Source organism: Gryllotalpicola sp. CP2-P1 (genome assembly GCF_057512245.1).
On sequence record NZ_JBLRDT010000091.1, the window covers coordinates 1 to 10,706 of the forward strand.

Sequence of the window (10,706 nt, forward strand, 5' to 3'; positions counted from 1 at the left end):
CGGGCGCGACGCGAACTCCTCGAAGTTGGAGCGCGGCGTCTGCACGGCGGCGATCGTCGCGAAGTCGCGGCCCAGGAAGAAGTTGCCGAGCCAGCCGAAGATCACGCGCCACTTGCGCTCCCACGTGGGCATGGCGAGGCCGTGGTAGCCGCGGTGCATGAGCCACGCGATGAAGCCCTTGAACGCGAGGTTGCCCGACTGGAACACACCGTCGTAGAGGCCGATGCTCGCCACCGCGCCGAGGCTCTTGTGGATGTAGTCGACCGGGTCCTCGCCGCGCAGAACAGCGATGAGGTTCTTGGCGAGGCGCTTGGCCTGGCGCACGGCGTGCTGCGCGTTCGGCACGCAGAAGCCGCCGACGCCCTTGCCGGTCAGGTCGGGAACCGCCGCCACGTCGCCGGCGGACCAGGCGCCCTCGATGACATCGCCATCGGCGTCGATCACACGCAGCGAAGCGTTGGTCGTGATGCGGCCACGTGCCTCGATCGGCAGGTCGGTGTTGCGCGTGACGGTCGGCGTGGCCATGACGCCGGCGGTCCACACGATGAGGTCGCTCTCGTAGACGTCGCCGTTCGACAGTTCGACGCGGCCGTTCTCGGCGCTCTTGAGCTGGGTGTCGAGGTGGATGGGCGCGCCGCGCTCGGCGAGGCGGTTGACGACCCAGTGGCTCGTCTCGAGCGACACCTCGGGCATGATGCGGCCCATCGCCTCGACGAGGTGGAACTTCGTCTCTTCGAAGTCGATCTCAGGGTAGAACTTGAGCAGAGCCGAGGCGGCCGAGCGCAGCTCGCCGTAGGCCTCGATGCCGGCGAAGCCGCCGCCGACGACCGTGACGGTCAGCAGTCGCTCGCGGAGCGGGTCGCCCTTGGGCAGCACCGCGGCCTTGTCGAAGTTGGTGATGAGGCGGTCGCGCACGGCGACGGCCTCTTCGATGTTCTTCATGCCGTACGCGAGGTCGGCGACACCCGGAATCGGGAAGGTGCGGCTGACCGCACCGGCGGTGACGACCACCTGGTCGTACTCGACATCGAAGGGCTCGCCCACCACCGGCGTAACGGTGACCTTCTTCTCGGCATTGTTGATGAAGGTCGCCCGACCTGCGATGAGCTTCGTGCTCTTCAGGTGACGACGGTGGTTGACCGTCGCGTACCGCGGGTCGATGGAACCGGCTGCGACCTCGGGGAGGAACGGCTGGTACGTCATGTAGGGCAGCGGGTCGATCAGAGTGACCTCTGCCTCGCCCTTACGAAGGGATTTCTCCAGCTTCCACGCGGTGTAAAAACCGGCGTAGCCACCGCCGACAATCAGGATCTTGGGCACAGTTCAGCGACTCCTCGGAGGAAAAAGTGTGTCTCTAGCCTACAGGCGGTCAATCAGACGCCGTAATCGGCGCATTCGCAGACATCAGGGGACCAATTCCCACGTTCCAGGGCGAGGTCCCCGATCGGATTCACGCCCCGGCCGGCCGCCAGAGAGTGCGCCGCGAGCGCATGCAGGCACTTCACCCGCGTGGGCATGCCGCCGGCGGAGAATCCCCGGATCTCATCGACGATCTCGATCGACTCGCGGTCTGCGAGGTACGCCTCGTGCGCCTTCCGGTAGGCAGCCTGCACGTCGGCGTCGGTCGCCAGCAGCTCTTGAAGCTCGACCATGACATGGTCGGCCTCGAGCCGCGACATCGCCGCCGTGGCGGCGGGGTGGCTCAGGTAGTACAGCGTCGGGAACGGGGTGCCGGCGCCGGGCAGCCGCGGTGCCGTCGCGACGACCGTCGGATTGCCGCACGCGCACCGGGCGGCGATGCCGAGCACGCCGCGGGCGGGTCGCCCCAGCTGCGCCGACACCACGGCGATGTCGCGGTCGCTGGCCGGTGCGAAGGGAGGAGTGCTCATCAGGCCATTCTCCCAGCAGCAGCGCCCTAGTGGCCGCCGCCGGTCCCGGGCGTCGTCGCCGGCTTCTCGAGGATCGAGCGCAGCAGCGTCGCCGACCAGTCGCCGTCCTGCTGCTGCACCTTCGTGCTGACCTTCTTCGGCGTCTTCGCGGGCGCGGCGGGCAGGTCGTCGATGATCAGGTAGCTCGTCTCGCCCGGCATCACATAGAGCAGCCGGTCGCGCGCCTGCGCCTTGATGTAGTCGGGGTCGTCCCAGTTCTTGATCTGCGCGTCCAGCTTGCTGACTTCGGCCCTCTGATCGGCGTTCTGCTGCTGCAGCTTCGAGATCTGCTGCTGCTGGGCCGTGTACATGCGCACGGTCGGAGCGAGCACCAGCACGCCGAGCACCAGCACGACGAACATGACGACGGCGAACCACGAGAAGCGGATGCCGCGCAGCCAGCCCCGCGCATTGACGGCGGTGGTGCGGGCGGTCGACATGCTCCCGAGCGTAGGCGAGACGCGAAGGCGCGCCGCCCTATCCGGGCGGCGCGCCTTCTGAAAGAACGCTGGGTCTCCATTCGGCTTCGCCGAGTCGACCCGCGCTGCGGTCTCCATTCGGCTTCGCCGAGTCGACCCGCGGTTGCCTACTTCCCGAAGCGGGGGAAGGCCTTGGCACCGGCGAAGGTCGCGGCGTCGCCGAGCTCCTCTTCGATGCGCAGCAGCTGATTGTACTTCGCGACGCGCTCGCTGCGGGCGGGGGCGCCGCTCTTGATCTGGCCCGAGTTCACGGCGACGACGAGGTCGGCGATCGTGGTGTCTTCGGTCTCGCCCGAGCGGTGCGAGAACATCGTGGTGTAGCCGGCGCGGTGCGCGAGCTCGACGGCATCGAGCGTCTCGGTGAGCGTGCCGATCTGGTTCACCTTGACGAGCAGCGAGTTGGCGACGCCGAGGTCGATGCCCTTGGCCAGGCGCGTCGGGTTGGTGACGAACAGGTCGTCGCCGACGAGCTGCACCTTGCGGCCGAGCGCCTCGGTGAAGGCCTTCCAGTTGTCCCAGTCGTCCTCGGCGAGCGCGTCCTCGATGGTCACGATCGGGAAGTCGTTCACGAGACCGGTGAAGTACTCGATGAGCTGCTCGGCGGTCCAGTCCTTGTTCTCGACGCGGTAGACGCCGTCGTTGAAGAACTCGGTCGCGGCGACGTCGAGGCCCACGGCGATGTCGGAGCCCGGGGTGAAGCCGGCCTTCTCGATCGCCTTGATCAGGAAGTCGAGGCCCTCGCGGTTGCTGGGCAGGTCGGGAGCGAAGCCGCCCTCGTCGCCGAGGCCCGTCGCGAAGCCGGCCGCCTTCAGCTCGCCCTTGAGGACGTGGTAGGTCTCTGCACCCCAGCGCAGCGCCTCGGCGAAGGTCTCGGCGCCGATGGGGGCGAGGAAGAACTCCTGAAAGTCGATGCCGTTGTCGGCATGCTCGCCGCCGTTGATGACATTGAACAGCGGCACGGGAAGGACATGCGCGTTGGGGCCGCCGACGTACTGGTAGAGCGGCAGGTCCACCGAGTCCGCGGCGGCGCGGGCGACGGCGAGCGAGACGCCGAGGATCGCGTTGGCGCCCAGGGTCGACTTGTTGTCGCTGCCGTCGGCCTCGATCAGGGTGGCGTCGATGATGCGCTGCTCGGTGGCCTCGAGCCCCTCGACGGCCGGGCCGAGCACGTCGAGCACGGCGTCGACCGCCTTGGTGACGCCCTTGCCGAGGTAGCGGCCCTTGTCGCCGTCGCGCAGCTCGTAGGCCTCGAATGCACCGGTCGATGCGCCGGATGGGACAGCCGCGCGGGACACGGTCCCGTCGTCGAGCAGGACCTCGACCTCGACGGTCGGGTTGCCGCGGGAATCCAGGATCTCGCGAGCGCCAACGGCCTCGATAGCAGCCACTGTTTTCTCCTTCTGATGGGGTGTCGGTCTCAAGACTAGTGAGCGGCCAGGCGGGGGTGGGAAGCGGGACTCCGGCCCGAAGACGGAAGTTTTTCGCCACGGCCCGCGCTGTTCAGCCGAGCGGTCGGAACTCCAGCTCGGCGACGGACGCGGTCTGCGCGTTCACGTTCGCGACCGCCCCGTATCCCGACTCCTCCGCGCGGGCGAGCAGGGCCTTCACGTTCTTGGTGCGCTTCTCGAGCCGCACGCGCTTGCCGTCTGCGACGAGCGCGGTCTGCAGCGCGATGAGCGTCGCGGGGGCCACGTCGTTGTCGTGCAGCAGCACGACCGCACTCTCTGCGTCGGCTTCCGCGTCGGGAATGAGGTCGACGATGCGCTCGAACCCGATCGAGAAGCCGGCAGCCGGGGCATCCGTGCCCGCGAAGCGCCCGATCATGCCGTCGTAGCGCCCGCCGCCGCCCAGGGAGTAGCCGAACTCGGGGTGCTGGATCTCGAAGATCGCCCCCGTGTAGTAACCCATGCCGCGCACGAGGTTGTGCGAGAAGATCAGCGGCACCTCGGGCGCGGCTGCCTTCACCGCGTCGCGGATCTGGCGCAGCTGCGCGTACGCGTCCTGATCGAGCCAGGCCGGCGCGTTCTCGCCTGTGAGGTTCCACCCGTCGTCGGCCAGCTCGCCGAGGTCGGCGCGCGCCTGGTCTGCGAGGTCTGCGTCGAGCAGTTCGAGCGCCACGAGCTCGGCCACGACGCCGTCGACGCCGATCTTGTCCTCTTTGTCGATCGTGATGAGGGCGCGCTCGGTGCTCTTGGGCGCGATCTTCCACGAGGCGATCAGGTGCCGCAGGATCGCGCGGTGATTGATGCGGATGCGGCATCCGGCGAGCCCCAGCGCCGTCAGCGTCGCCGCCGTCGCCGTGATCAGCTCGACCTCGGCCAAGATGCCGGGCTCGCCGATGATGTCGATGTCGCACTGCACGAACTGGCGGTAGCGGCCCTTCTGAGGGCGCTCGGCGCGCCACACCGGGGCGATCTGGATCGACTTGAAGACGCCGGGGAGCTTGGCGCGGTTGGTCGCGTAGAAGCGCGCGAGCGGCACCGTGAGGTCGAAGCGCAGGCCCAGATCGGTGAGCGAGGCGAGGTCGCCGGATGCCGCGGCCGTGCTCACATCGTCGGCGTCGAGCCCCCGCTTGAGGATTCCGAACGCGAGCTTCTCGTTGTCGCCGCCGAGGCCGGAGTGCAGCCGCGCCGCGTCCTCGACGACGGGTGTCTCGATCTCCTCGAAACCGCGCGCCGCGTACTGCGAGCGGATGACGGCGAGGAGGCGCTCGCGCTTCGCCTTCTCGGCCGGCAGGAAATCGCGCATGCCACGAGGCGGGTTCACGTCTTGGGCCATAAGGCAATCCTCTCATCGCTGGGAATACGCCAGGAGCGCGTGGGACTTGTAGTTCACATGCCTGAACGATCCTCCGGGGTCGGGCTGCGCTCCGAGCGCGGCCCGGTCCTGCTCTCCCAGATGCTCGCCACGGGTCTCGTCGCGCTCGACTCGACGATCATCGCGACGGCCTCGACGTCGATCGCGAAGGACCTCGGGCACTTCCAGCAGCTGCCCTGGCTGTTCTCGGTCTACCTGCTCGCTCAGGCCGTGGTCGTCCCGATCTACGGTCGCCTCGCCGACGCCCTCGGGCGCAAGAACACCCTGCTGTTCGGCATCGCGCTGTTCCTGCTCGGGTCGATCCTGTGCGGTGCGGCGTGGTCGATGCCGGTGCTGATCGGCGCGCGCGTCATCCAGGGGCTCGGCGCCGGTGCCGTGCTGCCCGTCTCGATGACCATCACCGCCGACCTCTACACGCTGCAGGAGCGCGCCAAGGTGCAGGGCTACCTCGCCTCGGTGTGGGCCATCGCCTCGGTCGTCGGGCCGACCCTCGGAGGTGTGTTCGCGCAGCTCGGCATCTGGCGGTGGATCTTCTGGATCAACATCCCCCTGGGCGCCGTCGCGGTGTTCATGCTGTGGCGCTCGTACCACGAGAAGCGCGCGGCCTCCGAGCGCGAGCCGATCGACTACCTCGGTGCCGTGCTGCTGGCCGGCGGCACCACGCTGCTCTTGCTCGGGCTGCTCGAGGGCGGCCAGGCGTGGGCGTGGGGCTCGGCGATCGGCATCGGCATCTTCGTGCTGGCCGCCGCCCTGCTCGCGGCCTTCGTCTACGTCGAACTGCGAACGGAGCATCCGATCTTCTCGCTCGCCTTGCTCAAGCGGCGCGTCGTCGCCGCCTCGACGATCGCGTCGCTCATGATCGGCGTCGTCGTGCTCGGCCTGTCGACCTACGTGCCGATCTACGCCCAGAGCGTGCTCGGTTTCGGCGCCCTGATCGCGGGCCTCGCGCTCGCAGCGCTCACGGTCGGCTGGCCCGCCGCCGCCTCGCAAGCCGGGCGCATCTATCTGCGCTGGGGCTTCCGTGTCACCTCGGTGATCGGCGCGCTGCTCGTCGTGCTGGGCACCGCCCTCACGCTGATGCTCGGGGCGCACTCGTCGATCTGGCTCGTCGCCATCTTCTGCTTCGTGATCGGCGCCGGCATGGGCTTCACGGCCGTTCCGTCGCTGATCGCCGCGCAGGCCTCCGCCGAGTACCGCGAGCGCGGCGCCGTCACCGGCACCAACATGTTCGCGCGCTCGATGGGCTCGGCGATCGGCGTCGCGATCTTCGGCGCGGTGGTCAACTCGCGGGTGACGCTCAACGCGGCCGGGGTGCCCGAGGGCGCGGGGCTCGCGAGCGCGATGCACCTCGTCTACCTGGCGATCTTCTTCGTCGCGCTCGTGCTGCTCGTGTCGGTGCTGTTCCTGCCCGCGCACCGGCGCGAGGCCGCACCCCAGACCGACACCGGGGCCGCTGTCGCCGCGTAACGGTTGCGCTGCTCGGATCCGCTCCGCGCTGTCCGGATCCGAGCAGCGTCCAGCGGATCCGAGCAGCGCACGCTAGGCCGGGCGCTCTGCGGCGCGGACTTCCCGCGCGAGGGCGCGGGTGCTCGTGCGCAGCGCGCGCTCGGCGTCGAGGCCCTGGGCGCGCGCCGCTGCGACGACGCCGAGCAGCAGCTCGCCGAGCTCCTCCTCGTTCGAAAAGGCCGCGGGCGAGGCATCCGGCTCGACGCCGACGGACGCGGCGCGGCCGAGCGTCTTGTCGGCGAGCGCGAGCGCGGGCAGGGCGCTGGGGATGCCGTCGAGAACGCTCGTGCGATCGCGCTTCTCGGCCTTCTTCGCCGCGGTCCACAGTCGCACGACGTCCTCAGGGGTCTCGGCGACCTCGCCGCCGAAGACGTGCGGGTGGCGGCGGACCATCTTGGCGCGCACATTGGCCGCGACATCCTGGATGTCGAAGCCCTCGGCGGGCGTGCGGCGCGCGATCTCGGCGTGGAAGACCACCTGCCAGAGCACGTCGCCGAGCTCTTCGAGCAGGTCGTCGCGCGTACCGGACTCGATCGCCTCGACGAGCTCGTAGCTCTCTTCGATGAGGTACTGCACCAGGCTCTCGTGGGTCTCGCGCTGACTCCAGACGCACCTGTCGAGCACCTCGGACATGGCGGCGGCGAAGGCGTCGAGCTCACTCGTGGTCATGCTGTCAGTATTGCCCGCGCCGCGTCGGATTACGGGCTCGAATCGGCCGCGTGAAGACTGCGCTACAGCCGCGCCTGAGACGGCGGACGTGGCGTTCTGCCCCCTAGACGGGCGGATAGTCTGCGGTCGGACCGTCGCGACAGCGCGACGGCAGGACCTTGGAGTGTCAATGAAGCACAGATCTCTCCTTTCGCTCACGGTGGCCGCGATCGGGGCGACCGCCCTGGCCGTCTCAGGAGCAGCGGCGGCATCCGCAGCGAGCACGAGCGGCAAGCTCACCTACACCGTCGACCCGATCGCTGTGAAGTCGGGGCTGTCGACGGGCGCCGCGAGCCCGGCGCTGTCGCTGACCCCGGCCGAGTGCCTCGCGGAAACCGGGTTCGCCTGCCAGACGCCCGACAGCATCCGCGCGGCGTACGACATTCCGGCGACGATCGATGGGGTTCCGGCCGGGACCGGTCAGACCATCGCGATCATCGATGCCTTCGGGAGCCCCACCGTGGCCTCCGATCTCGCCGCCTTCTCGCAGACCTTCGGGCTGCCCGCGGCGGACCTGACGGTGTACTACCCCGGGGGCAAGCCGACGTGGACCGGCAAGGGCACCCAGACCAGCTGGGCGCAGGAGACCTCGCTCGACGTCCAGTGGGCGCACGCGGTCGCGCCCGGCGCGAAGATCGCGCTCGTCGTCGCAGCGAACGACTCTGGCGCATCCATCGACACCGCTGAGAAGTACGTCGCCGACAACCACCTCGGCACGGTGCTCTCGATGAGCTACGGGGTGCCCGACAGCGCCATCAAGAACGCGAATGCCAACAACGGCCAGACGCAGCAGGGCGAGAAGGCGCTCGCAGCCGCCGCTGCTGCGGGCATCTCGGTGTTCGCCTCGTCGGGCGACTCCGGGTCCGACAACGGCGCCGGCTACGCGAACTTCGCATACCCCGCCTCGGACCCCAACGTGACAGCGGTCGGCGGCACCAATCTGTGGAAGGGCAGCGGGCTCGACGAGCCGAACGAGACGGTGTGGGACGACGACACGGCCTGCCCCCTGGACTGCTCGCAGGGCGCGTTCGGGGTGACCGGCGGCGCACCGAGCCTGTTCGACGCGAAGAAGGGCTCTGACGTCGCCTACAACGCCTCCGTCTACACGGGCGTGCTGACCTACCTCGGGTTCCTCGGCGCTGACAACAGCGGCCTGTACTTCATGGGCGGCACCTCGGCCGGAGCCCCGCAGTGGGCGGCTCTGACCGCGGACGTCATGCAGGCCACGGGTCGCACCGTCGGCAACGTCGGCACCCTCGCGAAGTCGTGGGCCGCGCAGGGGCTGCTCGACGACGTGACGGTGGGCGACAACGAGACCACCACCTTCAGCGGGGGCTTCCCGGCCGCCGCCGGCTGGGACGCGCCGACCGGCTGGGGCACCCCCGACGTCGGAAAGATCATCGCCGCGCGCTCATAACGGCAGCGCCTGAGCGGATGCCGCCGCCGAGCACCGACTCGGCGGCGGCATTCACGTAGGGTGGTGCTCGGTGAGCCGGGAAGCCTGGTCGGCATCCATCAGCGACTTCTGGAGATGCCGATGACTGCCTTCCACCTCGTCCGTTCCGAGCGCGTGGCGGCCGTGCTGCTGCTCGGCGCCGCAGTGCTCGGCCTGGTTCTCGCGAACCTTCCCGGCATCGGCCATGCGCTGATCGGCTTCGCGAACTGGCACCCGTCCCTCCCCTTGCCCGGCCTCTCGCTGTCTCCGCGGCACTGGGTCAGCGACGGCCTGCTGGCGGTGTTCTTCTTCAGCGTCTCGGTCGAGCTGCGGCACGAGCTCGCGGCCGGCGAGCTGAACTCCCCTCGCAAGGCCCTGCTGCCGACGATCGCGGCGCTCGGCGGCGTGATCGCGCCCGCGCTGATCTACCTGGCGATCGCCGGGCGCGACTTCCCCACCGGCTGGCCGATCCCGACGGCGACCGACATCGCGTTCGCACTCGGGGTCCTGGGGCTGTTCGGTCGCGGCATCCCCGGTCACGTCCGCGTGTTCCTGCTCGCGCTCGCGGTCATCGACGACCTCATCGCGATCCTGATCATCGCGTTCTTCTTCACCCCTGCGGTCGAGCTGCCCTGGCTCGCGGGCGCCGCCGGCTGCCTGCTCGTCTTCGCGTGGCTGAGCAAGCTGCTCGCCCCGCGCTCCCCCTATCTGCGCGGGCGGCGGCCGCGCTGGCCCGTCATCGCGGTGCTGTGGGCGCTCGCCGTGCTCACGTGGTGGTTCGTGCTGATGAGCGGCGTTCACGCGACCATCGCCGGCGTCGCACTGGGATTCGTGATCGCGCGGATGCCGGGCGAGCGCATGCGCGCGCAGCTCGAGCCCGTCACCAACGGCGTCGTGCTGCCCTTGTTCGCCTTCGCCGCCGCCGCGGTGGCGTTCCCCGCCGTCGGCATCGACGAGCTGCACGCCGAGTTCTGGGCCATCGTGGTCGCCCTGCCGCTGGGCAAGGTGTGCGGCATCGTTCTCGCGGGGCTGCTCGGCGGACTCGGCTCGCGCGCGCCCGGCATCGCCCGCAACCCGGTGGACCTCATGATGGTGGGATGCCTCGGGGGCATCGGGTTCACCGTGTCGCTGCTGATGAACGAGCTCGCGTTCCGCGGGAGCGAGCAGATCACCGATGAAGGGACGATCGCCGTGCTCGCGGGCTCGGTGATCGCGATCGCGTACTCGGCCGTGTTCGTGGCGCTGCGGTCACGGCACTACGACCGCCGCGCAGTGAGCGGTCGCTGAGGCCGCAGACTGCGGTTCTGATCAGGGATTTAGGGTCGCCTCACCTTGCTAGCGCCCGGCGCGCGGCGGTGTTTCCATAGAGATGTGTCCAACGTTCTCTCGCCGCTGCGCGCCCTTCTCGGAACCTCGAGCGCGCCCGCGCCCGAGAGCCTCGCGTCTCGGCTGAACTGGCTGCGCGCCGGAGTCCTCGGCGCGAACGACGGCATCGTCTCGGTCGCCGCCGTGGTCATCGGGGTGGCGGGTGCGACGACCGCCGTGCACCCCATTCTGCTGGCCGGCACCGCCGCACTGATCGGCGGCGCACTCTCGATGGCCCTCGGCGAGTATGTCTCGGTGAGCTCCCAGCGCGACGCGGTGCGCGCGCGCATCGCCCGTGGTGAGAGTGGCGCAGAAGACGACGACGTCAGCCCGGTGCATGCGGCGCTGGCATCCCTCATCGCCTTCTTCATCGGCGGCCTGCTGCCGTTCCTGTGCGCTGTGCTCGTTCCGGTGCCGCCGAAGGTCCCGGTCACCTTCGGGGCCGTGCTGCTCGCGCTCGCCCTCACC

General features: G+C 69.6%; 10 protein-coding genes. 4 read left to right on the forward strand and 6 right to left on the reverse strand.

The features are described 5' to 3' along the window. The 5 genes from ACM2XV_RS08685 to hisS all read right to left on the reverse strand — a co-directional run. Nucleotides 1-1,320 (reverse strand): NAD(P)/FAD-dependent oxidoreductase (locus ACM2XV_RS08685; protein WP_487026645.1); only part of this gene is annotated, 1,320 nt, incomplete at its 3' end. Nucleotides 1,321-1,373: 53 nt separating this feature from the next. Then, on the reverse strand, nucleotides 1,374-1,889 hold the full coding sequence (locus ACM2XV_RS08690) for a DUF501 domain-containing protein (protein WP_344773864.1): 516 nt from the start codon (nucleotides 1,887-1,889) through the stop codon (nucleotides 1,374-1,376). Nucleotides 1,890-1,915: 26 nt separating this feature from the next. Further along, nucleotides 1,916-2,368 (reverse strand): FtsB family cell division protein, encoded by a 453-nt coding sequence (locus ACM2XV_RS08695; protein ID WP_487026646.1) that lies wholly within the window; start codon nucleotides 2,366-2,368, stop codon nucleotides 1,916-1,918. Between the two features lie 146 nt (nucleotides 2,369-2,514). Next, nucleotides 2,515-3,795, reverse strand: coding sequence for a phosphopyruvate hydratase (eno, locus tag ACM2XV_RS08700; protein ID WP_344773860.1), 1,281 nt, complete (start codon nucleotides 3,793-3,795; stop codon nucleotides 2,515-2,517). 112 nt (nucleotides 3,796-3,907) lie between these two features. Then, on the reverse strand, nucleotides 3,908-5,185 hold the full coding sequence (gene hisS / locus ACM2XV_RS08705) for a histidine--tRNA ligase (protein WP_487026647.1): 1,278 nt from the start codon (nucleotides 5,183-5,185) through the stop codon (nucleotides 3,908-3,910). A 57-nt stretch (nucleotides 5,186-5,242) separates the two neighbouring features. Between hisS and ACM2XV_RS08710 the strand changes: the two genes are divergently transcribed. Continuing rightward, nucleotides 5,243-6,691 (forward strand): MDR family MFS transporter, encoded by a 1,449-nt coding sequence (locus tag ACM2XV_RS08710; protein ID WP_487026648.1) that lies wholly within the window; start codon nucleotides 5,243-5,245, stop codon nucleotides 6,689-6,691. Between the two features lie 72 nt (nucleotides 6,692-6,763). On the opposite strand, the gene ACM2XV_RS08715 is transcribed toward ACM2XV_RS08710, so the two are convergent. After that, nucleotides 6,764-7,399, reverse strand: a complete 636-nt coding sequence (locus tag ACM2XV_RS08715; RefSeq protein WP_487026649.1) for a nucleoside triphosphate pyrophosphohydrolase — start codon at nucleotides 7,397-7,399, stop codon at nucleotides 6,764-6,766. Between the two features lie 169 nt (nucleotides 7,400-7,568). On the opposite strand from ACM2XV_RS08715, the gene ACM2XV_RS08720 reads away from it, so the two are divergent. The 3 genes from ACM2XV_RS08720 to ACM2XV_RS08730 form a co-directional block, all read left to right on the forward strand. Beyond that, complete coding sequence (locus tag ACM2XV_RS08720; RefSeq protein WP_344773852.1) at nucleotides 7,569-8,855, forward strand: S53 family peptidase; 1,287 nt, start codon at nucleotides 7,569-7,571, stop codon at nucleotides 8,853-8,855. Nucleotides 8,856-8,969: 114 nt separating this feature from the next. Then, complete coding sequence (locus ACM2XV_RS08725) at nucleotides 8,970-10,160, forward strand: Na+/H+ antiporter NhaA (protein WP_487026650.1); 1,191 nt, start codon at nucleotides 8,970-8,972, stop codon at nucleotides 10,158-10,160. 84 nt (nucleotides 10,161-10,244) lie between these two features. Continuing rightward, a partial coding sequence (locus ACM2XV_RS08730) for a VIT1/CCC1 transporter family protein (protein ID WP_487026651.1) occupies nucleotides 10,245-10,706 on the forward strand: 462 nt, incomplete at its 3' end.

What these genes read in the sequence shown, in the direction of transcription:
- ACM2XV_RS08690 (WP_344773864.1), bottom strand. Translation starts at nt 1,889, where the DNA reads ATGAGCACTCCTCCCTTCGCACCGGCCAGCGACCGCGACATCGCCGTG.
- ACM2XV_RS08695 (WP_487026646.1), bottom strand. Translation starts at nt 2,368, where the DNA reads ATGTCGACCGCCCGCACCACCGCCGTCAATGCGCGGGGCTGGCTGCGC.
- hisS (WP_487026647.1), bottom strand. Translation starts at nt 5,185, where the DNA reads ATGGCCCAAGACGTGAACCCGCCTCGTGGCATGCGCGATTTCCTGCCG.
- ACM2XV_RS08710 (WP_487026648.1), top strand. Translation starts at nt 5,243, where the DNA reads ATGCCTGAACGATCCTCCGGGGTCGGGCTGCGCTCCGAGCGCGGCCCG.
- ACM2XV_RS08715 (WP_487026649.1), bottom strand. Translation starts at nt 7,399, where the DNA reads ATGACCACGAGTGAGCTCGACGCCTTCGCCGCCGCCATGTCCGAGGTG.
- ACM2XV_RS08720 (WP_344773852.1), top strand. Translation starts at nt 7,569, where the DNA reads ATGAAGCACAGATCTCTCCTTTCGCTCACGGTGGCCGCGATCGGGGCG.
- ACM2XV_RS08725 (WP_487026650.1), top strand. Translation starts at nt 8,970, where the DNA reads ATGCCGATGACTGCCTTCCACCTCGTCCGTTCCGAGCGCGTGGCGGCC.